Genomic DNA, 25,474 nt, shown 5'->3' on the forward strand with positions numbered 1-25,474 from the left:
ACTGCTCCTGTCGTGTTACTGGCCGGCCGGTGCCTGGAGGTCGGCGGGCAGTTGGGCATCCGCCGGCAGCTGGGCGCCGGCGGGCAACTGCATGCCGCCCGAGGTCTCCGACGCGTCCGGGGTGATGCCGCCGCCGTCCATGGGGACGGCGTCCGGTCCGGGTGCCGACGCGTCGAACGCAGGCGGGTTGTCGGGGTCGAAGCCCGAACCCGGGACGCTCGAGCAGCTCGCGCCCACCTCGGGATAGGTGTTCTGGTTGGTGCGCAGAGCGGTGACGAACTGGTCGATTCGCTCGTCGTCCGCGCCGTCCAGCTTGAGCTGGTGGCCCCACGACTGCAGCGAGACGGGCGAGTCGAGGCCCGGGTACGGCGACATCATCATGTACGTCTTGCCCTCGACCTTCGACGCGAGCGTGTCGACGTCCTCCTGCGACAGCGCGTCCGGGTTGTAGGTGATCCAGATGGCGCCGTGTTCGAGCGAGTGCACGGCGTTCTCGGTGCGGATCGCGTCCGAGTAGACGACGCCGGTGCAGGTCGCCCACACGCCGTCGTGCGGGCCGCCGAACGGCGGGGTCTGGTCGTACGCGACACGCTGGTCCGCCGTCACGTGGATACCTGCCGGGTAGTCGACCTTGACGACACCGTCGATCGAATCCGACGGGTCGGGATTCTCGGCGGTCGGCGCGTAGCGCTCGGCCTCCTGCTTCGCCTGGTACTTGGGCACCAGGTTGATCGCGAGTACCGCGATGAGGGCCACCACGACGGCACCCGCGCCGATCGTGAGCCACGGAATGTTGCGGGGACCGCGCGTCGCGGAGCCGCCGCGCTGGCCGCCACCGTTCTTTTTCGCAGCCTGCTTCTGGGCAGCTTTGATGGCCTTCGACGATTTGGCGCCGGACTTGCCGGGGCCGACCGAACCGCTGGGCATGAAGTCAGTACTTTCGCTGTCGGGGACCGGGGTACTCGCCCCGAGCCAGGTGTCCACTCGCGAGGGTGTCGCGCGCACGCCGACCCCGTGTGCAGGGCACACCGCGGTGCGACCCGGTCTCGGGCCGACCCCACTCTACGTTCCCGACCTGAGGAAGGGCTGGGAGAGGGCACCGGTGCGGGTGCGCCGCGTCACGTTGCCGCGACGGGCGTTCATCTGCGGTGATCGCCGTCCGGGTCCGGTCACGCCCGCCCTGGCGAAGTCCGGTCACGCCTGCTGTCGGCGAACCAATAGGATGGATACCTGTGACTCCCGCTGATCTTGCCGAACTGCTGCACGCGACCACCGCGAAGGTGCTCGCGGAGCGCGGCCTCGACGCGTCCGTGCTGCCCGAGACGCTCACCGTCGAGCGCCCGCGCAATCCCGAGCACGGCGACTACGCCACGAATGTCGCGATGCAGGTGGCGAAGAAGGCGGGCACCGCTCCTCGGGATCTCGCGGGCTGGCTCGCGACGGCCCTCGCCGAAACCGACGGCATCGACAGTGCCGACGTCGCCGGACCGGGCTTTCTCAACATCCGGCTCGCCGCGGACGCGCAGGGGCAGATCGTCGCCGACGTCCTCGCCGGGGGCACGGCCTACGGCAACGCGGGCACGCTCGCGGGCACGCGCATCAACCTCGAATTCGTGTCGGCCAATCCCACCGGCCCGATCCACCTCGGCGGCACCCGCTGGGCGGCCGTCGGCGACGCGCTCGGCCGCATTCTCACGACGCAGGGCGCCGAGGTCACCCGCGAGTACTACTTCAACGACCACGGCGAGCAGATCGACCGGTTCGCACGCTCGCTGGTGGCGTCCGCGCTCGGCGAACCCACGCCCGAGAACGGCTACGCGGGGGCCTACATCGTCGAGATCGCGAACCAGGTGATCGAACGCCGTCCCGACGTGCTCACGCTGCCCGCAGCCGAACGCCAGGAGGTGTTCCGGTCGATCGGCGTCGACCTGATGTTCGCGCACATCAAGCGCACCCTGCACGAGTTCGGCGTCGACTTCGACGTGTACTTCCACGAGAACTCGCTGTTCGAGTCGGGCGCCGTCGAACGCGCTGTCGAGACGCTCAAGGCGTCCGGCAATCTGTACCCGAAGGACGGCGCGTGGTGGCTCGAGAGCACCCGCTTCGGCGACGACAAGGACCGCGTCGTCATCAAGAGCGACGGCAACGCCGCGTACATCGCGGGTGACATCGCGTACTTCCAGGACAAGCGTGGTCGCGGGTTCGACCTCAACATCTACATGCTCGGTGCCGACCACCACGGCTACATCGGCCGGCTCAAGGCGGCCGCGGCAGCATTCGACGACGACCCCGACACCGTCGAGGTGCTGATCGGGCAGATGGTCAACCTCGTGCGCGACGGCAAGGCCGTCAAGATGAGCAAGCGGGCGGGCACCGTCGTCACCCTCGACGACCTCGTCGAGATGATCGGTGTCGACGCCGCGCGCTACTCGCTCGTGCGTTCGTCCGTCGACACGAGCATCGACATCGATCTCGAACTGTGGGCGAGCGAAGGCAACGAGAATCCCGTGTACTACGTGCAGTACGCGCACGCACGCCTCTCGTCCATCCTGCGTTCGGCCCGCGATCTCGCGGTGCCCACCGCCGATCCCGACTTCGCGTTGCTCACGTCGGACCAGGAGGGTGACCTGATCCGCACGCTCGGCGAGTACCCGCGTGTCGTCGCGAGCGCGGCGAGCCTGCGCGAACCGCACCGCATCGCGCGTTACCTCGAAGAGCTCGCAGGTGCCTATCACCGCTTCTACGGCGCCAACCGGGTGCTGCCGCAGGGCGACGAGGATCCGGCACCGATCCACACGGCGCGTCTCGCACTGTGCCGGGCGAGCCGTCAGGTTCTCGCGAACGGCCTCGGCCTGCTCGGCGTCAGCGCACCGGAGCAGATGTGAACGCGCACCCCGCCGGGCCCAAGCACGCGGAACTCGTGCACGCGCCCGGGCTGCCCGAACGACCGGCCGACGCCGGCGAGATGAACGCGCTCGCACCCGCGGTCTGGCCGCGCGGCGCCGAACGCGGCGACGACGGCGAGATGCGGATCGCGGGTGTGCCCGTCACGGCCCTCGCGGCCGAGTACGGCACGCCGCTGTTCGTGATCGACGAGGACGACTTCCGGTCGCGCTGCCGCGACATGGTCTCGGCGTTCGGCCCGGACGCACGCGTGCACTACGCGTCGAAGGCGTTCCTGTGCAGCGAGATTGCCCGCTGGGTGGCGCAGGAGGGGCTCTCTCTCGATGTCGCGTCGGGCGGCGAGCTCGCCGTCGCGCTGCACGCGGGCTTTCCCGCCGAGCGGATCGCGATGCACGGCAACAACAAGTCGGTGGCCGAGCTTCGGGCGGGGGTCGAGGCGGGCGTCGGACACGTCGTGCTCGACTCGACCTGGGAGATCGATCGCCTCGACGTGGTCGCGCGCGACGCAGGAGTCGTACAGGACGTCCTGATCCGGGTCACGGTCGGCGTCGAAGCCCACACACACGAGTTCATCTCGACCGCGCACGAGGACCAGAAGTTCGGCTTCTCCCTCGCAGGCGGCGACGCGATGGCCGCCGTACGACAGGTGTTCGCGGCCGAGAACCTGCGGCTGGTGGGTCTGCACAGCCACATCGGCTCGCAGATCTTCGACGTCGACGGCTTCGAAGCGGCGGCGCACCGCGTCATCGGCCTGCTGCGCGACGTCGTCGCCGAGTTCGGCGTCGAGAAGACGAGCCAGATCTCGCTGATCGACCTGGGCGGCGGCATGGGCATCTCGTACATCCCGTCCGACGACCCGCCGCCGATCGCCGAACTCGCCGCCAAGCTGCGCGACATCGTGCGCCACGAGTCCGCGCTCGCGGGTCTGCCCGAACCGGTGCTCGCCGTCGAACCCGGTCGCGCGATCGCCGGACCGGGCACCGTTACTCTCTACGAGGTCGGCACGATCAAGGACGTGCAGGTCGACGCGCACGCGTCGCGCCGGTACGTCAGCGTCGACGGCGGCATGAGCGACAACATCCGCACCGCCCTCTACCAGGCCGAGTACGAGTGCAAGCTCGTGTCGAGGGCGAGCGAATCGGCACCCGTCGTCGCGCGTGTCGTCGGCAAGCACTGCGAGAGCGGCGACATCGTGATCCGCGACATGTGGATGCCGGGCGATGTCGTACCCGGCGACCTGCTGGCGGTCGCTGCCACCGGTGCATACTGCTATTCGATGTCGAGCCGCTACAACATGCTCGGCAGGCCTGCGGTCGTCGCGGTCCGCGACGGCCATTCGCGTGTCGTGCTGCGACGCGAAACACTGGACGATCTGATCGCTTTGGAGGTGTCGTAGTGGTGAATGCGCGGGAGCACCGGGCAATCGGTGTCGCCGTTCTCGGGTTCGGCAATGTCGGCAGCGAGGTGGTGCGCATCATCCGTGACCAGGCCGCGGATCTCGAGCAGCGCGTGGGCGCGCGACTCGAGCTGCGGGGCATCGCGGTACGGGACACCTCGAGGGATCGCGGTCTCGATCCGGCACTGTTCACGTCCGATGCCGAAGCGCTCGTCGCCCGCGAGGACGTCGACATCGTCGTCGAGGTGATCGGTGGTATCGACTACGCGCGACGGCTGATCCTGTCGGCCCTCGGGTCGGGCAAGTCGGTCGTCACGGCCAACAAGGCGCTGCTCGCCGAGCACACGGGCGAGCTCGCCGAAGCGGCCGAATCGAAGAACGTCGACCTGTACTTCGAGGCGTCGGTGGCGGGCGCGATCCCGGTCATCCGGCCTCTCACGCAGTCGCTCGCAGGCGACCGCGTGAACCAGGTTGCCGGAATCGTCAACGGCACAACGAATTTCATTCTGTCGGCCATGGACGACACGGGTGCGGACTACGCCGAGACGCTTGCGGAGGCGGGGCGGCTCGGGTACGCCGAAGCCGATCCCACCGCGGACGTCGAAGGCTACGACGCCGCGGCCAAGGCCGCGATCCTCGCGTCGATCGCCTTCCACAGCCGCGTCACCGCCGCGGACGTCCACCGCGAGGGCATCTCGACCATCACGCCCGCCGACTTCGAGTCGGCGCGCGCACTCGACTGCACGATCAAGCTGCTGTCGATCTGCGAGCGGGTCCGTTCGGCCGACGGCAGGGAGCGGGTGTCGGCGCGCGTGTACCCCGCGCTGGTGCCGCTGTCGCATCCGCTCGCCTCGGTGGGCGGCGCGTTCAACGCGGTCGTCGTCGAGGCGGAGAACGCAGGACGGCTGATGTTCTACGGGCAGGGTGCGGGCGGCGCCCCCACCGCGTCGGCCGTGATGGGCGATCTCGTGATGGCCGCACGCAACAAGGTCAACGGCGGTCGCGGGCCGCGCGAATCGCGGTACGCGAACCTCGAGGTCGCGCCCATGCGCGACATCACGACGCGCTACTTCGTCAACATGCAGGTCACCGACAAGGCGGGCGTACTGTCGGCGGTGGCTGCGGAGTTCGCGGCGCATGGGGTTAGCATTTCGACGGTGCGCCAGGAGGGTGCAGGCGACGGCGCCCGGCTCGTCGTAGTCACGCACACTGCCACCGACGCGGCTCTCTCCGACACCGTGGAAGCTCTCGGCAAACTCGAATTCGTCACTGCAGTCACCAGCGTGCTGCGATTGGAAGGCACCCAACAATGACCGGCACCTCGTCCGCCGTCCACACTCCCTGGCCCGGGCTCATCGAAGCGTATCGGGACCGGCTGGCCATCGGCCCGGACTGGAAGCCCGTCACCTTGCGTGAGGGTGGCACGCCGCTCATCCCGGCGGCGCACCTGTCCGAACTCACGGGCTGCGACGTCCATCTCAAGGTCGAGGGCCTCAATCCCACCGGGTCGTTCAAGGATCGCGGCATGACGATGGCCGTCACCGACGCGCTCGCGCGCGGCCAGCGCGCCGTGCTGTGCGCGTCCACCGGCAACACGTCCGCGTCGGCGGCCGCGTACGCGGCGCGCGCGGGTATGACGTGCGCGGTGCTGGTGCCGCAGGGCAAGATCGCGATGGGCAAGCTCGCGCAGGCGGTCATGCACGGCGCCAAGATCATCCAGGTCGAGGGCAACTTCGACGACTGCCTCGAGCTCGCACGCAAGACCACCGCCGAGTTCCCGACGATCGCCCTCGTCAACTCGGTCAATCCGGTGCGCATCGAGGGGCAGAAGACGGCGGCGTTCGAGATCTGCGACGCCCTCGGCAAGGCCCCCGACGTCCACGCACTCCCGGTCGGCAATGCCGGCAACATCACCGCCTACTGGCGTGGCTACTCCGAGTACTTCGCGGACGGAGTCACCACGGTCAAGCCCCGCATGCTCGGCGTGCAGGCCGCGGGTGCCGCACCGCTCGTGCACGGCGCCCCCGTCAAGGACCCCGAGACCGTCGCCACCGCGATCCGCATCGGTTCGCCCGCGTCGTGGCACGGCGCAGTCGACGCGAAGGAGGAATCGGGCGGCGCATTCCGTGCTGCCACCGACGACGAGATCCTCGAGGCGTACCGGCTGATCGCCGCCACCGAAGGCGTTTTCGTCGAGCCCGCGTCGGCTGCGAGTGTCGCCGGTCTGCTCGCGGCGCGCAAGGAGGGCTGGCTCGATTCGGGCCTCACAGTGGTGTGCACGGTCACCGGTAACGGGCTCAAGGATCCGGACACCGCGCTCGCGGGAATGCCCCACGTCGAACCGATTCCGGTCGACCCGGTCGCGGTCGCGTCGGCACTCGAGCTGGCATAGTGCCACGCTCTGCGGCAACACACGAGCAGCCTCCGATGACCACCACCCTGCCGACCGGCCTCACCGTCACCGCCCGCGTTCCCGCGTCGAGCGCCAACCTGGGCCCGGGTTTCGACTCGCTCGGCCTCGCGCTCGGTTTGTACGACGAGATCACCGTGACGACAACGGCTTCAGGGCTCACCGTCACCGTCGAGGGGGAGGGGGCCGACGACGTCCCGTGCAATCCGTCGCACCTCGTGGTGCGCGCCGTCGAGCGTGGCCTCGAAGCGGCGGGCGTGTGGGCGGCGGGTCTCGACGTGTTGTGCCGCAACGTGATCCCGCATTCGCGTGGCCTCGGGTCGTCGGCGTCCGCCGCAGTCGGCGGACTCGCCGCGGCGAACGGACTGGTACGCAAGCTCGACGGATTCGCCGGACTCACCGACGAACAACTCGTGCAGCTGTCGTCGGAGTTCGAAGGGCATCCCGACAACGCGTCGGCGAGTGTGCTCGGCGGTGCGGTCGTGTCGTGGAGCGTCACTCCCGAGCCGGGTGAGCCGTCCGCGTCCGCGCGGGAGTTCCGCGCCGTGCGCATCGGCGTGCACCCGTCGATCCGCGCGGTGGCGCTCGTGCCGGAGGACCGCTCGGCCACGGCGCACACGCGGGGGCTGTTGCCTGCGACCGTTCCGCACGGCGACGCGGCATTCAACGCGAGCCGCAGTGCATTGCTCGTGGTGGCGCTCACACAGCGTCCCGACCTGCTGATGCCTGCCACGGAGGACCTGCTGCACCAAGCGCAGCGCGCGCCCGCGCTTCCGCTCACCACCCGCTGGATCGCCCGACTGCGGTCCGCAGGCATCGCGGCCACTGTGTCCGGCGCGGGGCCGACGGTGCTCGCACTGTGCACGGGCGCATTCCCGGACGAACTTCGTGCTGCGGCGCAGGCAGAGGGGCTGCGCGTCCTCGACCTCGCGGTCAGCGACGGCGTATACGTGTCCTGACCGTACGGGTTCCGACGTGGGGAGGCCGGCGGCAAGTTCGTCTCGACCGACCCCGGCGTGCACGACGCGCCCGCGTACCACTCCTTGCCCGTTTTCGTTCGGGTCGCTATTCTGGGCCATGTCCGTACATCGTGCGCATCAGACGCCGGTGCTTCACCAGGGCCATTACTCCAGTACGAGCGGGGTTCTCCAGCTCCTGGCATGAAATTTCCGCACTCGATCCGTGCCGAATTTCGAACACCCACCTTCTCGGGTGGTGTGGCGGGCAGCCGACAGTTTCTCGAATGCAAACACGTACGGCACATCCGGATCCGGAATCCCCACCGGATTACGGGACGAACCCTCGGCCCATCACTCGGGTCAGCGAGGGAAGGAAAGGACCTCCGTGACCGATACGGAACTCATCACCAGCCCAGTGGACGCGGCTTCTGCGAATGCCGACGACGCTGGTCTCGCACAGACTTCTGCCAAAGCCGTGACCGCGGCCACCAAGCGCGCCGAGGCGCGACGCAGTGGTGGCCTGTCCGGCATGGTGCTCGCCGAGCTTCGCGCACTCGCAGGCGAACTGGGCATCAAGGGCACGTCCGGCATGCGCAAGGGCGACCTGATCGCCGCGATCAAGGAGCGTCAGGGCGGCGGCGGATCCGCGGAGGCCGCGCCTGCCCGACGGACCCGCGCGTCGAAGACCGAGGCGACCAGCGCAGCCCCCGCCGCCGAGGCCCCGGTCGCGAGTGCGCCCGCACCCGACGCGCCGACACAGACGCAGGCACCCGACCCGGCGCAGTCGAACGACGGCGCACAGGGTCGCCGCCGTGGGCGCCGCGGCGCGAATCGTGATGCGGAGACCTCGAACGCCGCAGGCGGGAAGGCCGATACCGCGAAGCCCGACAGTGTGAAGCCCGACAGTGCGAAGCCTGAGCAGAACGAGGGCAGGCAGAACGACGGCGACAAGCAGGACGGCAAGCGCGACGGCCGAAATGCACGCGGCGAGGGCCGCGATGGCGGCAGGCGAGGCCGCAACCAGAACAACCAGGGCCAGAACCAGGGCGGCCAGAACCAGGGCGACGGTCAGGGCCAGAAGAACGACGGCCAGAAGAACGACGGCGAGCAGGGTGGCCACGGCGGCAACTCGCGGCACGACGACGACGGCGGCGGCGGTGGCCGCGGACGTCGCGGACGTCGGGTTCGCGAGCGCCGCCGTGGCCGCGACCGCGACGGTGGCGGCGGTGGCGACGTCGAGATCCGCGAGGACGACGTCCTGCAGCCCGTCGCCGGCATCCTGGACGTGCTCGACAACTACGCGTTCGTGCGCACCTCGGGTTACCTTCCTGGTCCGAACGACGTGTACGTGTCGATGAACCTGATCCGCAAGAACGGGCTGCGGCGCGGCGACGCGATCACCGGCGCCGTGCGCGTCCCGCGCGAAGGTGAGGGCGGCGGCAACCAGCGCCAGAAGTTCAACCCGCTCGTGCGCATCGACACCGTCAACGGCGGCGACGTCGACGCGGCCAAGCGTCGACCCGAGTTCAACAAGCTCACCCCGCTGTACCCCAACCAGCGACTGCGTCTCGAGACCGAGCCCAACCGTCTCACGACGCGGGTCATCGACCTGGTGATGCCGATCGGCAAGGGGCAGCGTGCGCTGATCGTCAGCCCGCCCAAGGCAGGCAAGACGACGGTCCTTCAGGACATTGCGAATGCGATCGCGCGCAACAACCCCGAGTGCCACCTCATGGTCGTCCTCGTCGACGAACGGCCCGAGGAAGTCACCGACATGCAGCGCTCGGTGCACGGCGAGGTCATCGCGTCCACGTTCGACCGCCCGCCGTCAGACCACACGGCGGTCGCCGAGCTCGCGATCGAGCGGGCGAAGCGACTCGTCGAGGCGGGTCAGGACGTCGTGGTTCTGCTCGACTCGATCACTCGACTCGGCCGTGCATACAACAACAGCTCGCCCGCGTCCGGCCGCATCCTGTCGGGTGGTGTCGACTCGACCGCGCTGTACCCGCCCAAGCGATTCCTGGGCGCCGCCCGCAACATCGAGAACGGTGGTTCGCTCACGATCATCGCGTCCGCGCTGGTCGAGACGGGCTCGACGGGCGACACGGTCATCTTCGAGGAGTTCAAGGGCACCGGCAACGCCGAGCTCAAGCTCGATCGCAAGATCGCCGAGCGGCGCGTCTTCCCGGCCGTCGACGTCAACGCGTCCAGCACGCGCAAGGACGAGCTGCTCATGAGTGGCGACGAGTTCGCAGTGGTGCACAAGCTTCGCCGTGTGCTGTCGGGGCTCGATTCGCACCAGGCGATCGACCTCCTCGTCGATCGACTCAAGAAGAGCAAGAGCAACGTCGAGTTCCTGATGCAGGTCTCCAAGACCGCGCCGGGCGCGCTCGACGACTGATCGCGGCGCGGCGCGTGGACCGGGAACAATCCCGGGCCACGCGCCGTTGCATCGCGTGTGATCGACCGGTATGCGATTTCCGGCGCCCGCAGCGCGAATGGCATACTGAACTGCTGAGTCCGGTTCCGGTTCACGTCTTCGACGGTCGAAGGCGACCCGGCGGCCATCGAAAGGGACACCATGAAGTCAGGTATTCACCCCGACTACGGCACGACGACCGTCGTGTGTGGTTGCGGAAACACGTTCGAGACCCGCAGCACCGCCGAGGGCGGCCGCATCAACGTCGAGGTCTGCTCGCAGTGCCACCCGTTCTACACGGGCAAGCAGAAGATTCTCGACACCGGCGGACGCGTCGCTCGGTTCGAGGCTCGCTACGGCAAGCGCGGCGGCCGCAAGGGCGCCGAGAAGGCCGACAGCGCGGAGTCGACGAACTCCTAGCTGCTTCGCCGACGCCCGTCCTACACGTGTAGGTCGGGCGTCGGCTTTTTTGTGCGGACGGCGTGTCCGCACCTGCCTGTAGGTTTTTCGGATCGGGGTCCGGTTCCGGGCCGGCAGGCATCGGTCATCGCGTACGAGTGGAGCAATCATGGCAGCAAACACGCAGCCGTCGGCGATCGACGACGTCCTCGCCGAGCACGCGGGTCTCGAGCAGCAGCTCGCCGACCCGACGCTGCACGACGACCCCGCGGCGGCGCGTCGCGTCGGCAAACGCTTCGCCGAGCTCGCTCCCGTGATGGCTACTCACGCCAAGCTCACCGCTGCCCGCGACGATCTCGCGACAGCCCGCGAACTCGCCGAGGACGACGTGAGTTTCGCCGCGGAGGCGCGCTCGCTCGAGGCGACCGTGGAGGAACTCGACGCGGCACTTGCCGACCTGCTGGCTCCCCGGGACCCGCACGACGGCGACGACATCGTGCTCGAGGTGAAGTCGGGCGAAGGCGGTGAGGAGTCGGCGCTGTTCGCCTCCGACCTCGTCCGCATGTACACGCGCTACGCCGAACGCCAAGGCTGGCGTGTCGAGGTGCTGGGTGCAACGGTCTCCGATCTCGGCGGCTACAAGGACGCGACGCTCGCGGTCACCGCGCGCGGCGACGCGCGCGACGGCGTGTGGTCGCGCCTGAAGTTCGAGGGTGGCGTCCACCGCGTCCAGCGTGTTCCGGTCACCGAGTCGCAGGGGCGTGTCCACACCTCCGCCGCGGGCGTGTTCGTCTACCCCGAGCCCGAGGAGATCGAGGCGGTCGAGGTCGACGAGAACGACCTCCGGATCGACGTATACCGCTCGTCGGGCAAAGGCGGCCAGGGTGTCAACACCACCGACTCGGCGGTGCGCATCACCCATCTGCCGACCGGCATCGTCGTGACGTGCCAGAACGAACGCTCGCAGCTGCAGAACAAGGCACGTGCGATGCAGGTGCTCGCGGCACGCTTGCAGGCGGCGGCCGAGGAGGCTGCGGAAGCCGAGGCGTCGGCGGACCGCGCGAGCCAGGTCCGCACGGTCGACCGTTCCGAGCGGATTCGCACCTACAACTTTCCGGAGAACCGGATCACCGACCATCGCATCGGATTCAAGGCGCACAACCTCGATGCCGTGCTCGACGGGGAGCTGGACCCGCTGCTCGACGCGCTGGGCAAGGCGGACCGCGAAGCGCGGCTGGCGGCGGAGTAACGGTGGGCAGGCAAGCGCTTCGTCTGGCACTGGCCGAGGCGACGTCGACTCTCGCGGCGGCAGGTGTGTCGGCACCTCGCGCCGACGCGGAGTTCCTCGCGGCACACCTGCTCGGCATCGAGCGCACACGCCTCGCACTCGTCCCGCTCGTCGACGACGACGTGATCGACGATTTTCGCGGCCTCGTCGAGCGTCGTGCGAAGCGCGAGCCGCTGCAACACATCCTCGGCTCCGCGTACATGGGCGAGATCGAGATCGCGGTCGGCCCCGGCGTCTTCGTGCCGAGGCCGGAAACCGAGTTCCTCCTCGCGTGGGCGCTCGCCTTCCTCGAAAGCTACCCACGGCACGCGCCCGTGGTCCTCGACCTGTGCACCGGTTCGGGTGCGCTCGCGCTCGCGATCGCCGCGGCGCGCCCCGATGCCGAGGTCCACGCCGTCGAACTCGACAACGACGCGCTCGTGTGGGCCCGTCGCAACGCGCGCACCCGCGAAGCAGCGGGGGACACCCCGATCCGGTTGCACCACGGCGACGTCACCGACCGGGCGTTGCTGCCGGCGCTCGAAGGCGAGGTCGATCTCGTCGTCGCGAATCCGCCCTACATTCCCGAAGGCGTCGAGCTCGAGCCGGAGGTGAGCGACCACGACCCGCATCTCGCGCTCTTCGGCGGACCGGACGGCCTCTCCGTAGTGAAGCCGATGATCTCGAACATCGCGCGATGGCTGCGGATCGGTGGCGCGGCGGGGGTCGAACACGACGACTCGAACGGCGACGGCGTGGCCGCACTGTTCGCCGCGCGGCGGGTCTTCGGAGACGTCGCCGAACACAAGGACCTGGCAGGTCGAGATCGTTTCGTCGTGGCGCACCGCGTCGCGACCGCGGTCGAGGCCCAGCGCCTCGCGGCCCGCGGTACCGCGCCGGCCGCGCGAGATGGAAGGATGAAGTCGTGAGCACTGTGTACGACTGCGGCACCCCCGAGACCCGGGAAGCGGGCATGGCGTCGGCGAAGAACGCGCTCAAGGCGGGCAGGCTCGTGGTGCTGCCCACCGACACCGTGTACGGCCTCGGCGCCGACGCCTTCGACGGTGAAGCCGTCGCGAGCCTCCTGCGCGCCAAGGGCCGCGGACGCGACATGCCGGTGCCGGTGCTCGTCGGGTCGTGGAACACGATCGACGGTCTCGTGTACAGCGTCCGGCCGCAGGCCCGCGACCTCATCCGCGCGTTCTGGCCGGGCGGCCTGAGCATCGTCGTCGAGCAGGCACCGTCGCTCGCATGGGATCTCGGCGACACACGGGGATCGGTCATGTTGCGCATGCCGTTGCACCCCGTCGCGCTCGAACTGCTGCGGGAGGTCGGGCCGATGGCGGTCTCGAGCGCCAATGTGTCCGGGCAGCCGCCCGCGACCACAGCCTCCCAAGCCCGCGAGCAACTCGGCGGCTCGGTGTCCGTCTACCTCGACGGCGGTCCGGCCACCAAGGGGCAGGCCTCGACGATCGTCGATCTCACGTCGCCCACGCCGCGCATCCTTCGAGCGGGCGCGGTCGCGACCGAGGACGTCGCCGACGTCCTGGGCACCTCGCCCGCCGACCTGCTGGGCGAGAACGCGCCATGACCCCCGCGTCGCGACATCGTGATCGGGTGCGGGCCGGGGTAGCGTCAGCGAGGTGATGGCGGCGTACCCGAGCACCCCCGAGGCGCTCCCGACCGCTGTCTCGCTCTACGCGCAGGCCACCACGAGCGGTGGGGGAGCAGGGGTTCCGATCCGCGAGCTGCTGCTCGTCCTGTTCACCGCCGCGGTCGTCACCTATCTCGCGACGGGCGCGGTGCGCACGCTCGCGATTCGGTTCGGTGCGGTGGCGGTACCGCGTGATCGCGACGTCCACGTCGCGCCCACACCGCGGCTCGGCGGCACCGGCATGTACCTGGGCATGCTGGTCGCNGCGATTCGGTTCGGTGCGGTGGCGGTACCGCGTGATCGCGACGTCCACGTCGCGCCCACACCGCGGCTCGGCGGCACCGGCATGTACCTGGGCATGCTGGTCGCATTGCTGTTCGCGACCCAATTGCCTGCACTCACGCGCGGTTTCGAGTTCACGAACGACATCCCCGCCGCGCTCGTGGCGGGCTTCGTGATCGTGCTCGTCGGCATCGTCGACGATCGTTGGGGCCTCGACGCCCTCACCAAGTTCGTCGGGCAGGTCACCGCCGCCGGCATTCTCGTCGTGATGGGCGTGAGCTGGTTCATCATCTACCTGCCGATCGGCAACGGTGGCACGACACTCGTGCTCGACCAGCTACAGGCCGGGCTCATGACCATCGCGGTCTCCGTCGTGATGATCAACGCTATGAACTTCGTCGACGGCCTCGACGGTCTCGCGGCGGGCCTCGGGCTCATCGCGTCGCTCGCGATCTGCGTGTTCTCCGCGGGTCTGCTCCACGATCAGGGCGGCGATGTCGGCGTGTACCCGCCCGCGCTGCTCGCGGCGGCACTCGCCGGCGCGTGCCTCGGTTTTCTCCCGCACAACTTCCAGCCGGCGAAGATCTTCATGGGCGATTCGGGCTCGATGCTGATCGGTCTGATGCTCGCGGCCATTTCGACGAGTGCGTCGGGCCGTATCCCACTCACCGCGTACGGCAGCCGGGACCTCCTCGGTCTCGTGTCACCGCTGCTGCTCGTCGGCGCGGTCATGTTCGTGCCGATACTCGACCTGTTGCTCGCGATCGTGCGGCGTACGCGCGCAGGCGTGAGCCCATTCAGCCCGGACAAGATGCATCTACACCATCGTTTGCTCCAGATCGGGCACTCGCACCGCCGCGTGGTCCTGCTGATCTACCTGTGGGTCGGCATCCTCGCGTTCGGTGCCGTCGGCACGGCATTGTTCGACCGGCGTGCGGTCGTGCTGCTACTCGCCGGCGGTCTCGTCTTCGCGCTCGTGGTCACCGCGGTGCCGTCGCTGCGGCCGGACCCGGACGCCGACGCGGGCAAGCAGGACCGGAACTGAACGGGTGCCCGACCGGTGTGGTGACGCTGACCAGCGCTGACGGGGACCGAATCGGACATCGGCTACCCTTGGGCATCGTGACTTCACCGAATCAGCCCGCCGCGTCCCTCGTCGACCCCACAGCGGCGATGCGTGCCGCGGTGCGCTACGGCGCGCTCGGACTCGTGGCGCTCGCGGTCGTCGGTTCGGCGATCGGCGCACTCGTGGCGGGCCTCGCAGGGGTGTGGGGCGCGCTGCTCGGCGCCGCCGTCGGTGGCGGCTTCATCCTCTTCACGGCGCTCGGTGTCCTGCTCACCGCCAAGCTGCCCGCGCTCACCGCGGGCGCGGTACTGCTCGGCACGTGGTTGCTCAAGATGATCCTCGCGATCGCGGTGCTCGCCCTGCTCGACCCGCTCACCTTCTACAGCCGCGGCATGCTGGTCGGCGTCGTCATCGCAGCGCTCGTGCTCGTGCTCGGTGCCGAGACGTACGGTGTGCTCGGCACGAAGGCTCCCTATGTCGAGCCGGGCGCCACCACCGGCGACGCCGACCCCGACGGAAAGTAGCACCGACGACGCAGGTAAACCGCTGTTCACCAGACCCCGTCTACACAATGTCGTAGATGTCTTGATAGGGTCTGGGCCAAGCGAACACGACTGTGCGGTAGGCCTGGTCAGGCCGCCGCGGAAGTGAATCGCAGGTGGCTCCACGGAGCCGCCGAGTCGACGAGAGTCGCCGACACCGACAGACGCTGGGCGAGTTGCCCGGGCCGTTCCACTGGTCTTCAGCGCTGACGAATACGCGAGTCGATCTTGTCGGCTTGTTGATCGTCAATGTCCGATCGAACCGCGCGGGGTTCCCACGCGGACCGACTACGGGAGAGACCGCTGAGCGTCACCACCATGGCCGCGGAGTTCCATCCGCCGTCACTAGACGATTTCTATCCACCCGCGGTGCTGTTCGAGGGAACTGCCTTCGAGCTCGATCGGCTCGTCCTGATCCGCATCCTGATGTGCGCCGTCGTGACGCTGTTCTTCGTCGTTGCGATGCGGAGCCCGAAGATCGTGCCACGCGGCCTGCAGAACGCCGGCGAGATGGCGATCGACTTCGTGCGCGTCAACATCGCCGAGGAAACCCTCGGCAAGGAACAGGGCCGTCGATTCCTCCCGGTCATCGCGACGATCTTCTTCGTTGTCCTCGCGACGAACATCTCGGGCATCATCCCGTTCCTGAACATCTCGTCCAATGGACGTATCGCGATGCCGCTCGTGCTCGCAGCGCTCGCGTACATCGTGTTCAACTACGTCGGCATCAAGAAGTACGGCTTCTTCAAGTACGTCAAGAGCAGCGTCGTCGTGCCGGGTGTCCCGCTCCCGATGCACTTCCTGCTCGTGCCGATCGAGTTCATCTCCACGTTCGTGCTCCGGCCGTTCACGCTCATGGTCCGACTCATGGCCAACATGCTCGCCGGTCACATCCTGCTGGTGCTGTTCTTCAGTGCCACCTGGTACTTCTTCTTCGACGCAGGCAACTTCACCGCTGTGTTCGGTGCTGCGTCGCTCCTCGCGGGTGTCGCCTTCACGTTCTTCGAACTGCTGGTGATCTTCCTGCAGGCGTACGTGTTCGCGTTGCTGACGTGCGTGTACATCGACACCGCACTGCACGCGGACTCGCACTGACCGAACGTCTTTCCGACCAGCAACACCAAGAACTGCACCTCGCGCCGATCGCCGGCAGGGGTCAACAGAAAGGGAATAAACCATGAGCCTCGCATACCTGGCACAGGAAGCGGTGGAGACCACTGCCAAGGGTTACGGCGCGATCGGCTACGGCCTCGCTGCGATCGGTCCGGGCGTCGGTATCGGTATCGTCGTCGGTAAGGCGATCGAAGGCATGGTCCGCCAGCCCGAGATGGCCGGTCAGGTCCGCACGACGATGTTCCTCGGTATCGCGTTCACCGAGGCACTCGCCCTCATCGGCCTCGTCGCCGGCTTCATTTTCTAAGAGATCATCGACATGGCAGCAAACATCGCACTTCTCGCGGCAGAGGAAGGTGGAGAAACCCACAATCCTCTGATCCCCGAGACATACGACATCGTCTGGTCGATCGTCTGCCTGGTCATCGTCGGCTTCGTCTTCTGGAAGTTCGTGCTTCCGATGGCGCAGAAGGTTCTCGCCGAGCGCACCGAGCAGATCGACGGCGGAATCAAGCGGGCCGAAGAGGCCCAGGCCGAGGCCCAGGCGGCACTCGAGCAGTACCGCGCCCAACTCGCTGAGGCTCGCACCGAGGCTGCGCAGATCCGCGAGGACGCGCGCAACCAGGGGCAGCAGATCATCAACGAGATGAAGGCACAGGCGCAGGAGGAGAGCGACCGGATCGTGACCGCAGGTCACACCCAGCTCGCCGCCCAGCGTCAGCAGATCGTCACCGAGCTGCGGAGCGATCTCGGCCGCACCGCGGTCGACCTCGCCGAGAAGGTCATCGGCGAGTCCCTCTCCGACGACGTGAAGCGTGCAGGCTCGATCGACCGCTTCCTCGACGAGCTCGACTCCGTCGACGCCAAGACATCCGCAGGGAAGTGAGGCCCATGTACGCAGCGAGCCGTGAGGCGCTGACGCAGACTCGTGCTGCGTTGGCGTCGGCCATGGAATCCGTCTCGGCAGGCGCGGCCACGGCTGCGGCTGCACAGACAGGGGCGGACCTGTTCTCGATCGTCGACACGCTCGACTCCGAGCGCGGCCTGCGTGCCGCGCTGGCCGACAACTCGACGCCCGAGGCAGCCCGCACCGGGCTGGCCCAGCAGGTGTTCGGTGACAAGGTCTCCGACCAGGCACTCGCCACCGTCACCGCAGCGGCGGGCCAGGACTGGTCCGCGCCTCGCGACCTGCTCGACTCGCTCGTGCTCCTCGGCCGGGAATCGCTGTTGAGGGCGGCCGCCGACCAGGAACAGCTCGACACCGTCGAGGACGAGCTGTTCCGGCTCGGACGGATCGCGGCAGGCAACCCGGAACTCGAGCAGGCGCTCTCCGATCGTGCCGCGTCCGAGCGTCGCAAGCGGGAGCTGCTCACGTCGCTCCTGTACGGCAAGGTCACCGCCGTTACCGAGGCTCTCGCCGTGCAGGCCGTCGGCCGGCTGAAGAAGACGGCCCCCGCCGATGCGTTCGACGAACTGTCGAACCTCGCAGCGGAACGGCGCGAAAGCGTCGTGGCGAAGGTGACGAGCGCGTCCGCGCTGACATCGGAGCAGAAGGAGCGGCTGGCGGCGAAGCTCACCAGCCTCTACCGCAAGTCGGTCACGGTCCACGTGGAAGTGGATCGCGAGCTCCTCGGCGGCATGGTCGTCCGGGTGGGCGACGAGGTGATCGACGGCAGCGCCGCCGGAAGGCTTGCGGCACTGCGGAAGACGCTCAAGTAGTCCGCACAGTACATATTCCCCAGATCTTTTCGAAGACCAGACCCGAGAGCAGGAAGAACATGGCGGAGCTGACGATCTCCTCCGACGAGATCCGTAGCGCGATCGACAATTACACCTCGAGCTACTCACCGGAGGCCTCCCGCGAGGAGGTCGGCGTGGTGACCGACACCAGTGACGGCATCGCGCATGTCAGTGGCCTGCCTTCGGCAATGGCCAACGAGCTGCTCGAGTTCCCGGGTGGCGTCCTCGGTGTGGCGCTCAACCTCGAGGCCACCGAGATCGGCACCGTGATCCTGGGTGACTACGAGACCATCGCAGAGGGTCAGGAAGTCAAGCGCACCGGCGACGTCCTGTCCGTCCCGGTCGGCGACGGCTTCCTGGGCCGCGTCGTCAACCCGCTCGGTCAGCCGATCGACGGCCTGGGCGACATCGAGTCCGACGAGACCCGCGCTCTCGAGCTGCAGGCGGCCTCGGTGCTCGAGCGCCAGCCCGTCGAGGAGCCGATGCAGACCGGTATCAAGGCCATCGACGCGATGACCCCGATCGGTCGTGGCCAGCGTCAGCTCGTCATCGGCGACCGCAAGACCGGCAAGACGGCCGTGTGCATCGACACGATCCTGAACCAGAAGGCGAACTGGGAATCGGGCGACCCCACCAAGCAGGTGCGCTGCATCTACGTCGCGATCGGTCAGAAGGGTTCGACCATCGCGGGCGTCAAGCAGTCCCTCGAAGAAGCGGGCGCGCTCGAGTACACCACCATTGTCGCGGCGCCTGCCTCGGATTCCGCGGGCTTCAAGTGGCTCGCTCCCTACACGGGTTCCGCCATCGGCCAGCACTGGATGTACCAGGGCAAGCATGTCCTGATCGTGTTCGACGACCTCACCAAGCAGGCCGAGGCGTACCGCGCCATCTCGCTGCTGCTGCGCCGTCCGCCGGGCCGCGAGGCATACCCCGGCGACGTCTTCTACCTGCACTCGCGTCTGCTCGAGCGTTGCGCGAAGCTGTCCGACGAGCTCGGCGCGGGTTCGATGACCGGTCTGCCGATCATCGAGACCAAGGCCAACGACGTCTCGGCGTACATCCCGACCAACGTCATCTCGATCACCGACGGCCAGGTCTTCCTCGAGTCCGATCTGTTCAACCAGGGTGTCCGCCCGGCCATCAACGTCGGTATCTCGGTCTCCCGTGTCGGTGGTGCCGCGCAGACCAAGGGCATGAAGAAGGTCTCCGGTTCGCTGCGTCTCGAACTGGCCCAGTTCCGTGAGCTCGAAGCGTTCTCCGCGTTCGCGTCCGACCTCGATGCTGCCTCGAAGGCTCAGCTCGACCGCGGCGCACGCCTCACCGAGCTGCTCAAGCAGGACCAGTTCTCACCGGTGCCCGTCGAGGACCAGATCGTGTCGATCTGGCTCGCAGGCCAGGGCGTCTTCGACTCGGTTCCGGTGGGCGACGTCCGCCGCTTCGAGGCCGAGCTCCTCGACGACCTGCACCGCAATGCGTCGGGTGTGTTCGACTCGATCGCGGGCGGCAAGGTCCTCGACGAGGAGAACCAGAAGGCGCTCACCGAGGCGACCGAGAAGTTCAAGCAGGGCTTCCTCGCGTCCGACGGTTCGCGCGTGGTCAACGAGGCGGAGGCCGACGCCCTGAACGCCGACGAGGTCGGCCAGGAGCAGGTCACCGTCAAGCGGAAGACCGTCAACAAGTGAGCCACCGGGTCCTGACACTGCGACAGACGAAGGGAGAGTGATCGATCGATGGCCAGCATTCGTGAACTGCGATCGCGCATCAAGTCGGTCAACTCGACCAAGAAGATCACCAAGGCGCAGGAACTGATCGCGGCGTCCCGCATCACCAAGGCCCAGGCCCGTGTGGCGGCGTCCAAGCCGTACGCCGAGGAGATCACGAAGGTCCTCACCGAGCTCGCGAGTGCGTCGTCGGCTCTCGATCACCCGCTGCTCAACGAGCGCCCTCACCCCAAGCGCGCTGCGGTGCTGGTCGTCACCAGCGACAGCGGCCAGTGCGGCGCGTACAACGCGAACGTGCTGAAGGAAGCCGAGGAGCTGTACCAGCTGCTCCGCAGCGAGGGCAAGGAACCGGTGCCCTACGTCCTCGGCAACAAGGGGCTGGGTTACTACACGTTCCGCAGCCGTCCTCTCGGCGGCGCGTGGACGGGCTTCTCGCAGGAGCCGCGCTACGCGGACGCGGCGAAAGCGGCGAGTCACCTGGTCGAGCTGTTCATGGCCGGTTCCGGCGCGGAGGTTCCCGCGCCGAACGGCGAGGGCACGATCGAAGGCGTCGACGAGCTGCACATCGTCTACACACGGTTCGTCTCGATGCTCACCCAGCGCCCCGAGGTTCGCCGGATGGCACCCCTCGAGGTCTCGGTCGAGGTCGAGAACATCGAGCTCGACGACATGCTCACCGATGCGGTCGCCAAGCCCGACAGCGGACCGGTCGCGGACTACAACTTCGAGCCCGAGGCCGACAAGCTGCTCGGTGCGCTGCTTCCGAAGTACGTCAACACGCGCATCTACTCGTCGCTCCTCGACGCCGCAGCGTCCGAGCACGCGGCCCGTCGTACCGCTATGAAGGCCGCGACGGACAACGCAAACGAACTGGTGAACACGTTGAGTCGACAGGCCAACCAGGCTCGCCAGGCCCAGATCACCCAGGAAATCAGCGAGATCGTCGGCGGCGCGAACGCGCTGGCCTCGAGCGCAGGAAGTGACTAGACAATGACCGCAGCAGTAACCGAAAACAACGCGGCGGGAGCGGGCACGCTCGCCGGCCGCGTCGTGCGGGTGATCGGTCCCGTCGTGGACGTTGAATTCCCGCGCGGGGCCGTGCCCGAGCTCTTCAACGCCCTCAGCGCAGAGGTCACCCTCGCGTCCGTGGCCAAGACACTGACGCTCGAGGTCGCGCAGCACCTGGGCGACAACCTCGTGCGCACGATCTCGATGCAGCCGACCGACGGTCTCGTGCGTGGCGCCAGCGTCGTCGACAGCGGCAGGCCGATCTCGGTCCCCGTCGGCGACGTCGTCAAGGGCCACGTGTTCAACGCGCTTGGCGACTGCCTCGACGCTCCGGGCACCGGTCGCGACGGCGAGCAGTGGGGCATCCACCGCAAGCCGCCGGCCTTCGACCAGCTCGAGGGCAAGACCGAGATCCTCGAGACCGGCATCAAGGTCATCGACCTGCTGACCCCGTACGTCAAGGGCGGCAAGATCGGTCTGTTCGGTGGTGCCGGTGTCGGCAAGACCGTTCTGATCCAGGAGATGATCACCCGTATCGCCCGTGAGTTCTCCGGCACGTCGGTGTTCGCCGGCGTCGGCGAGCGCACGCGTGAGGGCACCGACCTCCACCTCGAGATGGAAGAGATGGGCGTCCTCCAGGACACGGCCCTCGTCTTCGGTCAGATGGACGAGCCGCCGGGAACGCGTATGCGCGTCGCCCTGTCCGCGCTGACCATGGCGGAGTACTTCCGCGATGTCCAGGGCCAGGACGTCCTGCTGTTCATCGACAACATCTTCCGCTTCACGCAGGCGGGCTCCGAGGTCTCGACCCTGCTGGGTCGTATGCCTTCGGCCGTCGGTTACCAGCCCACGCTGGCGGACGAGATGGGTGAGCTCCAGGAACGCATCACCTCGACCCGTGGCCGTTCGATCACCTCGCTGCAGGCGATCTACGTCCCCGCCGACGACTACACCGACCCGGCGCCTGCGACCACCTTCGCGCACCTCGATGCCACCACCGAGCTCTCGCGTCCGATCTCGCAGATGGGTATCTACCCCGCCGTCGACCCGCTGACGTCGACGTCGCGCATCCTCGAGCCGGGCATCGTGGGCGACGAGCACTTCCGTGTCGCGAACGAGGTCAAGCGGATCCTGCAGAAGTACAAGGAACTGCAGGACATCATCGCCATCCTCGGCATGGACGAGCTCTCCGAGGAGGACAAGGTCCTCGTCGGTCGCGCCCGCCGTCTGCAGCGCTTCCTCGGCCAGAACTTCATCGTCGCCGAGAAGTTCACCGGCCAGCCCGGTTCGGTCGTGCCGCTGCGCGACACGATCGAGGCCTTCGACCGCGTATGCAAGGGCGAGTTCGACCACTTCCCCGAGCAGGCGTTCAACAGCCTCGGCGGACTCGACGACGTCGAGGCCGCGGCCAAGAAGATCGCCGGAAAGTAGTCGACCATGGCTGAGATGACCGTAGACCTCGTCGCTGTCGAGCAGCGGCTGTGGTCGGGCAAGGCGACACTCGTCAGCGCTCAGACCACCGAGGGCGAGATCGGCATCATGCCCGGTCACGAGCCCGTGCTCGGTCAGCTGGTCGAAGCGGGCGTCGTTGCGATCACGTCCGACGAAGGCGAGCGCATCGTTGCCGCCGTGCACGGAGGGTTTCTCTCCGTCACCGCGAACAGCGTCACGGTGCTCGCCGAATCGGCGGAGCTCGCGTCCGACATCGACGTCGAGGAAGCCAAAGCGGTGCTCGCACGTGGCGGAGACGACGAGGAGGCGCTCGCCGCCGCCAAGGGTCGCCTTCGCGCGGTAGAGCGCGGTTAGTCAGAGAACGCCGCGACGGAGGCCGACGAGCAGTGACGATCGGAATGATTCTGCTGATCATTCTGGTTGTGCTGCTCGCGGCCGCCGTCGCGGCGTTTCTGTATCGTCTGCGCGTTCTGCACCGCGGTGGCACCGCGGCGATCGTACGGACCTTGCCTGCCGCTCCCGGAGCAGGTTGGCGTCACGGGATCATGTGCTACGGCGAGAGCGCACTGGTCTTCTACAAGCTGTCGAGCCTCAAGCCGGGGCCCGACACCAAATTCGCTCGCCGGGACATCGAACTCGGCGCTCGACGCGCCCCGAAGGGCAACGAGTTCGACATCATGACCGAGGACATCGCGATCCTCGAAGTGTCCGACGGCGTCCAGAACTACGAGTTCGCTCTCGACGGGGGAGCGCTCACCGCATTCCTGTCGTGGGTCGAAGCGCGGCCGTCAGGACGCTCGATGCGTCGCAAACGGTTCTGACGGCCGCCACTTCCGCGCTGCATTCTCCAGTCGCGTCCCGCGCTGCGTTTTCCAGTCGCGTCCCGCCCTTGCGTTTTCTAGTCGCGTCCCGCTCCGGGCTCCCAGAGGACGTCCCCCTCGGGATTCGCGATCCGGCCCAGCACGAACAACAGATCCGACAGCCGGTTCAGGTACTTCGCCGGCAATGCGTTCGTGTCGTCTGGTCGTGCGTCGACCGCAGCCCACGCGGACCGTTCGGCACGCCGGGCGACCGTGCGCGCCACGTGCAGGTGCGCCGCGAGGGGAGTGCCGCCGGGCAGGATGAACGAATTGAGCGGCTCGAGTTCCGCATTGAACTCGTCGCACCAGGTCTCCAACCGGTCGATGTACGACTGTGTGATGCGCAGCGGTGGGTACTTGGGGTCGGCCACCACCGGGGTCGACAGATCTGCGCCCGCGTCGAAGAGATCGTTTTGGACCTGGCGCAGCACCGAGTACATCCGTTCCGGCACGTCTGTCGTCGCGAGGGCGATGCCGATCGCCGCATTCGCCTCGTCGCAGTCCGCGTACGCTGCCAGCCGCGGATCGTTCTTGGACACGCGCGAGAAGTCGCTGAGCCCGGTCGTACCGTCGTCGCCGGTCCGGGTGTAGATCTTTGTCAAGTGCACTGCCATGCCGTCACGGTACCGCTCGGCACGAAGGCCCCAAGGGGTTCTAGGCTGTGAACCGTGAGCGAGCGCTTTCTGGTCACCGGCGGTAGCCGGCTCGAAGGAGTAGTGGGGGTCGGCGGCGCCAAGAACAGCGTGCTGAAGCTGATGGCGGCGGCCCTCCTCGCCGAGGGCACGACCGTGGTGACCAACTGCCCCGACATCCTGGACGTCCCGCTGATGGCGGACGTCCTGCGCGGCCTGGGCTGCGAAGTCGAACTGACCGATTCGTCGGTGGCGATCACGACTCCTGCCGAACCGAAGTACCACGCCGACTTCGCGGCGGTACGGCAGTTCCGCGCGTCGGTGTGTGTGCTCGGCCCGCTCGTCGCGCGGTGCCGCCAGGCCGTCGTCGCGCTGCCGGGCGGCGATGCGATCGGGTCGCGCCCGCTCGACATGCACCAATCCGGACTCCAACTCCTCGGTGCCGACAGCACGATCGAGCACGGGTGCGTCGTGGCACGCGCCGAGGACCTCAACGGTGCCAACATCCGGTTGGCCTTTCCGTCGGTGGGCGCCACCGAGAACATTCTGATGGCCGCGGTCCTCGCCAAGGGCGAGACGGTCATCGACAACGCGGCGCGCGAACCCGAGATCGTCGATCTGTGCAACATGCTCGTCCGGATGGGCGCGCATATCGACGGCGCGGGCACCTCGACGCTCACCATCGAGGGCGTCGAACGACTGCAGCCCACTACCCACCGCGTGATCGGCGACCGCATCGTCGCCGCGACATGGGGGATCGCAGCATCCATGACGCGGGGCGATGTCCGGGTCGAAGGTGTCAATCCGAAGCATCTCGGACTGGTACTCGACAAACTGCGGGCCGCGGGTGCCGAAGTCACGCCGGAGCCGAACGGGTTCCGGGTACTGCAGCGGGAGCGTCCGCAGGCCGTCAACTTCGCGACCCTGCCGTTCCCCGGCTTTCCCACGGACCTGCAGCCGATGGCGATCGGTCTTGCCGCGGTGGCCGACGGCACGTCGATGATCACGGAAAACGTGTTCGAGGCGCGCTTCCGATTCGTCGAAGAGATGATTCGGCTGGGCGCCGACGCCCGCACCGACGGCCATCACGCCGTGGTGCGAGGAATCCCCCGACTGTCCAGCGCGCCCGTCTGGTCGTCGGACATCCGCGCCGGCGCGGGCCTGGTCCTCGCAGGCCTGTGCGCCGAAGGGGTCACCGAGGTGCACGACGTCTACCACATCGACCGCGGGTATCCCCGGTTCGTCGAGAACCTGCAGGGCCTCGGTGGACAGATCGAACGGGTCGGCACCGCCAGCTGAGTCGGTGACCGGCATCACAGACGCGACGCGACCGCATTCTGCGGTCGCGTCGTCTGTTTACACCGCGATGACCTGTAGCTTCGTGGCACCGCGACGCGATGACCTGCGGATTTGGAATCCGCGGAAACCTCCCGTAACTTATTGCAAGTCAGAGCGACACGGACACCGACTCCCGGCCCCGCCGGTGAGCAACGAGGTTGGACGAAGGCGCCTGGCGGTTCCCCGGAGATCCGATCTCGTGTAGAGTGGTTGCTCCGACTCCGAGCAAGACAGGATTCGCCTAGTTGCGAGTCTGGCCCGGATGGGATAAGTTGGAACGGTTGCCCCGGATCTGCTTTGTGTGGTGATGGT

General features: G+C 67.9%; 24 protein-coding genes. 22 read left to right on the forward strand and 2 right to left on the reverse strand.

Annotated features, from left to right (window positions below; translation table 11 throughout):
• Positions 1-15: 15 nt before the first annotated feature.
• Positions 16-927, reverse strand: a complete 912-nt coding sequence (locus tag HCA44_RS16870) for a DUF3105 domain-containing protein (protein ID WP_169650443.1) — start codon at positions 925-927, stop codon at positions 16-18.
• 305 nt (positions 928-1,232) lie between these two features.
• Between HCA44_RS16870 and argS the strand changes: the two genes are divergently transcribed.
• The 21 genes from argS to HCA44_RS16975 all read left to right on the forward strand — a co-directional run bounded on the left by argS (position 1,233) and on the right by HCA44_RS16975 (position 23,153).
• The gene (argS, locus tag HCA44_RS16875; RefSeq protein ID WP_169650444.1) at positions 1,233-2,885 is read left to right on the forward strand and encodes an arginine--tRNA ligase; all 1,653 of its coding nucleotides are present in this window, start codon (positions 1,233-1,235) and stop codon (positions 2,883-2,885) included.
• Positions 2,882-4,300, forward strand: coding sequence for a diaminopimelate decarboxylase (lysA, locus tag HCA44_RS16880; RefSeq protein ID WP_169650446.1), 1,419 nt, complete (start codon positions 2,882-2,884; stop codon positions 4,298-4,300). Before argS ends, lysA begins: the two co-directional genes overlap by 4 nt.
• Positions 4,300-5,613, forward strand: a complete 1,314-nt coding sequence (locus HCA44_RS16885; protein WP_346764767.1) for a homoserine dehydrogenase — start codon at positions 4,300-4,302, stop codon at positions 5,611-5,613. Before lysA ends, HCA44_RS16885 begins: the two co-directional genes overlap by 1 nt.
• Positions 5,610-6,692, forward strand: a complete 1,083-nt coding sequence (thrC, locus tag HCA44_RS16890) for a threonine synthase (RefSeq protein WP_169650448.1) — start codon at positions 5,610-5,612, stop codon at positions 6,690-6,692. The genes HCA44_RS16885 and thrC overlap by 4 nt, the downstream gene beginning before the upstream one ends.
• A 35-nt stretch (positions 6,693-6,727) precedes the next feature.
• Positions 6,728-7,669, forward strand: coding sequence for a homoserine kinase (thrB, locus tag HCA44_RS16895; RefSeq protein ID WP_169650450.1), 942 nt, complete (start codon positions 6,728-6,730; stop codon positions 7,667-7,669).
• A gap of 385 nt (positions 7,670-8,054) precedes the next feature.
• On the forward strand, positions 8,055-10,070 hold the full coding sequence (rho, locus tag HCA44_RS16900; protein ID WP_169650452.1) for a transcription termination factor Rho: 2,016 nt from the start codon (positions 8,055-8,057) through the stop codon (positions 10,068-10,070).
• 180 nt (positions 10,071-10,250) lie between these two features.
• The gene (gene rpmE, locus HCA44_RS16905; RefSeq protein ID WP_169650454.1) at positions 10,251-10,508 is read left to right on the forward strand and encodes a 50S ribosomal protein L31; all 258 of its coding nucleotides are present in this window, start codon (positions 10,251-10,253) and stop codon (positions 10,506-10,508) included.
• A gap of 148 nt (positions 10,509-10,656) precedes the next feature.
• Positions 10,657-11,736 carry a peptide chain release factor 1 gene (prfA, locus tag HCA44_RS16910; protein ID WP_169650456.1) on the forward strand — a complete coding sequence of 360 codons (1,080 nt, stop codon included), beginning with the start codon at positions 10,657-10,659 and terminating at the stop codon, positions 11,734-11,736.
• A gap of 2 nt (positions 11,737-11,738) precedes the next feature.
• Positions 11,739-12,683: a peptide chain release factor N(5)-glutamine methyltransferase gene (prmC, locus tag HCA44_RS16915; protein ID WP_169650457.1), complete on the forward strand. Its 945-nt coding sequence runs from the start codon at positions 11,739-11,741 to the stop codon at positions 12,681-12,683.
• Positions 12,680-13,345 (forward strand): L-threonylcarbamoyladenylate synthase, encoded by a 666-nt coding sequence (locus HCA44_RS16920; RefSeq protein ID WP_169650459.1) that lies wholly within the window; start codon positions 12,680-12,682, stop codon positions 13,343-13,345. Before prmC ends, HCA44_RS16920 begins: the two co-directional genes overlap by 4 nt.
• 55 nt (positions 13,346-13,400) lie before the next feature.
• Positions 13,401-14,735 (forward strand): MraY family glycosyltransferase, encoded by a 1,335-nt coding sequence (locus HCA44_RS16925; protein WP_169650506.1) that lies wholly within the window; start codon positions 13,401-13,403, stop codon positions 14,733-14,735.
• A 128-nt stretch (positions 14,736-14,863) separates the two neighbouring features.
• Positions 14,864-15,280: a hypothetical protein gene (locus HCA44_RS16930; RefSeq protein WP_169650507.1), complete on the forward strand. Its 417-nt coding sequence runs from the start codon at positions 14,864-14,866 to the stop codon at positions 15,278-15,280.
• Positions 15,281-15,616: 336 nt separating this feature from the next.
• Positions 15,617-16,393 carry a F0F1 ATP synthase subunit A gene (gene atpB / locus HCA44_RS16935; protein WP_206038267.1) on the forward strand — a complete coding sequence of 259 codons (777 nt, stop codon included), beginning with the start codon at positions 15,617-15,619 and terminating at the stop codon, positions 16,391-16,393.
• Positions 16,394-16,475: 82 nt separating this feature from the next.
• Positions 16,476-16,718: an ATP synthase F0 subunit C gene (locus HCA44_RS16940; RefSeq protein ID WP_169650462.1), complete on the forward strand. Its 243-nt coding sequence runs from the start codon at positions 16,476-16,478 to the stop codon at positions 16,716-16,718.
• Between the two features lie 12 nt (positions 16,719-16,730).
• The gene (locus tag HCA44_RS16945; protein ID WP_169650464.1) at positions 16,731-17,297 is read left to right on the forward strand and encodes a F0F1 ATP synthase subunit B; all 567 of its coding nucleotides are present in this window, start codon (positions 16,731-16,733) and stop codon (positions 17,295-17,297) included.
• Between the two features lie 5 nt (positions 17,298-17,302).
• Complete coding sequence (locus HCA44_RS16950) at positions 17,303-18,130, forward strand: F0F1 ATP synthase subunit delta (protein ID WP_169650466.1); 828 nt, start codon at positions 17,303-17,305, stop codon at positions 18,128-18,130.
• A 59-nt stretch (positions 18,131-18,189) separates the two neighbouring features.
• Positions 18,190-19,833 (forward strand): F0F1 ATP synthase subunit alpha, encoded by a 1,644-nt coding sequence (gene atpA / locus HCA44_RS16955; protein ID WP_169650468.1) that lies wholly within the window; start codon positions 18,190-18,192, stop codon positions 19,831-19,833.
• A gap of 48 nt (positions 19,834-19,881) precedes the next feature.
• Entirely contained in the window at positions 19,882-20,859 is a 978-nt protein-coding gene (locus HCA44_RS16960) for a F0F1 ATP synthase subunit gamma (RefSeq protein WP_169650470.1), read from the forward strand.
• Between the two features lie 3 nt (positions 20,860-20,862).
• Positions 20,863-22,311 carry a F0F1 ATP synthase subunit beta gene (gene atpD, locus HCA44_RS16965; protein ID WP_169650472.1) on the forward strand — a complete coding sequence of 483 codons (1,449 nt, stop codon included), beginning with the start codon at positions 20,863-20,865 and terminating at the stop codon, positions 22,309-22,311.
• Between the two features lie 6 nt (positions 22,312-22,317).
• Positions 22,318-22,686: a F0F1 ATP synthase subunit epsilon gene (locus HCA44_RS16970; protein ID WP_169650474.1), complete on the forward strand. Its 369-nt coding sequence runs from the start codon at positions 22,318-22,320 to the stop codon at positions 22,684-22,686.
• Between the two features lie 44 nt (positions 22,687-22,730).
• A complete protein-coding gene (locus tag HCA44_RS16975) occupies positions 22,731-23,153 on the forward strand; it encodes a DUF2550 domain-containing protein (protein ID WP_169650508.1) in 423 nt (140 codons plus the stop codon).
• Positions 23,154-23,230: 77 nt separating this feature from the next.
• On the opposite strand, the gene HCA44_RS16980 is transcribed toward HCA44_RS16975, so the two are convergent.
• Entirely contained in the window at positions 23,231-23,806 is a 576-nt protein-coding gene (locus HCA44_RS16980; RefSeq protein WP_169650476.1) for a cob(I)yrinic acid a,c-diamide adenosyltransferase, read from the reverse strand.
• Positions 23,807-23,860: 54 nt separating this feature from the next.
• Here HCA44_RS16980 and murA point away from each other — a divergent pair, with 54 nt between their 5' ends.
• Entirely contained in the window at positions 23,861-25,123 is a 1,263-nt protein-coding gene (murA, locus tag HCA44_RS16985; RefSeq protein WP_169650478.1) for a UDP-N-acetylglucosamine 1-carboxyvinyltransferase, read from the forward strand.
• Positions 25,124-25,474 lie beyond the last annotated feature (351 nt).

Origin of the sequence: Rhodococcus sp. HNM0569 (assembly GCF_012726205.1) — a bacterium.
Taxonomy (GTDB): Bacteria; Actinomycetota; Actinomycetes; order Mycobacteriales; family Mycobacteriaceae; genus Rhodococcus_F.

Excerpts from the sequence above, each read along its gene's own strand:
- HCA44_RS16950 (WP_169650466.1), top strand. The coding sequence starts at position 17,303 with ATGTACGCAGCGAGCCGTGAGGCGCTGACGCAGACTCGTGCTGCGTTG.
- atpD (WP_169650472.1), top strand. The coding sequence starts at position 20,863 with ATGACCGCAGCAGTAACCGAAAACAACGCGGCGGGAGCGGGCACGCTC.
- HCA44_RS16975 (WP_169650508.1), top strand. The coding sequence starts at position 22,731 with ATGATTCTGCTGATCATTCTGGTTGTGCTGCTCGCGGCCGCCGTCGCG.
- HCA44_RS16960 (WP_169650470.1), top strand. The coding sequence starts at position 19,882 with ATGGCCAGCATTCGTGAACTGCGATCGCGCATCAAGTCGGTCAACTCG.
- atpA (WP_169650468.1), top strand. The coding sequence starts at position 18,190 with ATGGCGGAGCTGACGATCTCCTCCGACGAGATCCGTAGCGCGATCGAC.
- HCA44_RS16940 (WP_169650462.1), top strand. The coding sequence starts at position 16,476 with ATGAGCCTCGCATACCTGGCACAGGAAGCGGTGGAGACCACTGCCAAG.
- HCA44_RS16945 (WP_169650464.1), top strand. The coding sequence starts at position 16,731 with ATGGCAGCAAACATCGCACTTCTCGCGGCAGAGGAAGGTGGAGAAACC.
- thrC (WP_169650448.1), top strand. The coding sequence starts at position 5,610 with ATGACCGGCACCTCGTCCGCCGTCCACACTCCCTGGCCCGGGCTCATC.
- rpmE (WP_169650454.1), top strand. The coding sequence starts at position 10,251 with ATGAAGTCAGGTATTCACCCCGACTACGGCACGACGACCGTCGTGTGT.
- HCA44_RS16970 (WP_169650474.1), top strand. The coding sequence starts at position 22,318 with ATGGCTGAGATGACCGTAGACCTCGTCGCTGTCGAGCAGCGGCTGTGG.
- HCA44_RS16980 (WP_169650476.1), bottom strand. The coding sequence starts at position 23,806 with ATGGCAGTGCACTTGACAAAGATCTACACCCGGACCGGCGACGACGGT.
- HCA44_RS16930 (WP_169650507.1), top strand. The coding sequence starts at position 14,864 with ATGCGTGCCGCGGTGCGCTACGGCGCGCTCGGACTCGTGGCGCTCGCG.
- HCA44_RS16870 (WP_169650443.1), bottom strand. The coding sequence starts at position 927 with ATGCCCAGCGGTTCGGTCGGCCCCGGCAAGTCCGGCGCCAAATCGTCG.
- atpB (WP_206038267.1), top strand. The coding sequence starts at position 15,617 with ATGGCCGCGGAGTTCCATCCGCCGTCACTAGACGATTTCTATCCACCC.
- thrB (WP_169650450.1), top strand. The coding sequence starts at position 6,728 with ATGACCACCACCCTGCCGACCGGCCTCACCGTCACCGCCCGCGTTCCC.
- prfA (WP_169650456.1), top strand. The coding sequence starts at position 10,657 with ATGGCAGCAAACACGCAGCCGTCGGCGATCGACGACGTCCTCGCCGAG.